Origin of the sequence: Pseudomonas sp. Au-Pse12, assembly GCF_021341665.1 — a bacterium.
Classification (GTDB): domain Bacteria; phylum Pseudomonadota; class Gammaproteobacteria; order Pseudomonadales; family Pseudomonadaceae; genus Aquipseudomonas.
In genome coordinates this window covers 1-1,816 of sequence record NZ_JAJTTH010000033.1, presented here as the reverse complement: position 1 = coordinate 1,816, position 1,816 = coordinate 1, and the positions used below count along the sequence as shown (strand labels likewise).

The 1,816-nt window shown below is 61.7% G+C and carries 1 protein-coding gene; it reads right to left on the bottom strand.

The window, feature by feature from the left end:
- On the bottom strand, nt 1-1,816 hold a 1,816-nt coding region (locus LXM55_RS32285), incomplete at both ends, for an immunoglobulin-like domain-containing protein (RefSeq protein ID WP_325169931.1).

Sequence of the window (1,816 nt, the reverse complement as noted above, 5' to 3'; positions counted from 1 at the left end):
AGTCACAGGTGCGGACACCGAAGCGGTGTACACCACGATGCCGCCTTCGGCGACGCTTGGCGTAGCGGTCAGGCTGACAGTCGAAGTATCGATAGTGTCAGTGACGTCAGTGACGGCCGGCGCTGGGTTGGTCTCCAGGTGTTCGAAGTTACCGCCTTCAGCTTTAGTGATGGTGGCTTCGACTTTGCCAGCATCTTTATAGACGTCATCAGCAGGCGCAGCGACGGTAGCAGTGCCCGAAGTGGCACCAGCAGCGATGGTAATTACGGCACCGTTGCTCAGGGTCACGGTAACCGGAGTACCAGCAGCGTTGGTCAGGGTGGCGGTATAAACGATGGAGCCGCCTTCGGCCACCGAGTCAGTAGCGCTCAGGCTCAGAGTGGTGGTGTCTGGTGTATCGGTAACCGAGGTCTCGGCTGGCTTGTCATTAATCTCCAGCTTCTCGTAATTACCACCGTCCGCTTTGGTGATGGTGGTACTCAGGGAGCTACCGCCTGCCAGGGCGTCGTTTGGCGCAGTGAAATTCACCGAACCATGGCTTTCGCCAACCGGGATGGTGATAGTTTGGCCATTGGACAGGGTCACCACCACCGGCGAGCCGGTGACTGGCGCCGAAACCGACGCGGTGTACACCACGATGCCGCCTTCAGCGACGCTCGGCGTGGCGGTCAACGAAACGGTGCTGGTGTCGATGGTGTCGGTGACGTCGGTCACGGCTGGAGTCGGATTGGTCTCCAGGTGCTCGAAGTTGCCGCCTTCAGCCTTGGTGATAGTGGCTTCAACCTTGCCGGCGTCCTTGTAGACGTCATCGGCTGGCGCGGCCACGGTTACGGTGCCACTGGTTGCCCCAGCGGCGATGGTGATCACCGCGCCGTTGGACAGGGTCACTGTGACCGGTGTGCCAGCGGCGTTGGTGAGGGTCGCGGTGTAAACGATTGAACCGCCTTCCGCTACCGAAGGTGTAGCGGCCAGGGACAGGCTGGTGGTGTCGACGGTGTCGGTCACGGTGGTGCTGACTGGCGATTTATCCGCCACCAGGTTCTCGTAGTTGCCGCCGCTGACATCGGTGATGGAGTTGGTCAGCGGGGTGTGGCCGACCAGCACATCGTTCGGTGCGCTGATGCTCACCGAGCCGGTGGTTTCACCCACTGGGATGGTGATCTTCTCGCCATTGGCCAGGGTCACGACTACTGGCGAGCCGGTCACCGGAGCGGTGACAGTCGCGGTGTAAGTGATGTTGCCGCCTTCGGCCGCCGAAGGCGTGGCGTTCAGCGACACGGTGGAAGTATCGATGGTGTCGGTGACGTCAGTCACGGCTGGAGCAGGGTTGGTGACCAGGTTTTCGAAGTTGCCGCCTTCAGCCTTGGTGATGGTGGCTTCGACTTTGCCGGCGTCCTTGTACACGTCATCGGCGGGTGCTGCGACGGTGACGGTGCCAGTGGTCTTGCCTGCTTCAATGGTGATCACTGCACCGTTGCTCAGGGTCACGGTGACCGGCGTGCCGGCAGCGTTGGTCAGGGTTGCGGTGTAAGTGATCTGGCCGCCTTCGGCCACGGAGCCAGTGGCGCCGAGGCTGAGGTTGGTGGTGTCTACGGTATCGGTGACGCTGGTTTCAGCCGGCTTGTCGCTGAACTCCAGCTTCTCGTAATTGCCGCCTTCTACCTTGGTGATGGTGGTGCTCAAGGAGCTGCCGCCAGCCAGGGCATCGTTTGGCGCCGTGACATTGACCGTCCCGGAAGACTCACCCACCGGGATGGTGATGGTCTGACCGTTGGCCAGGGTCACTACGACCGGCGAACCGGTAACCGGCGCGGTG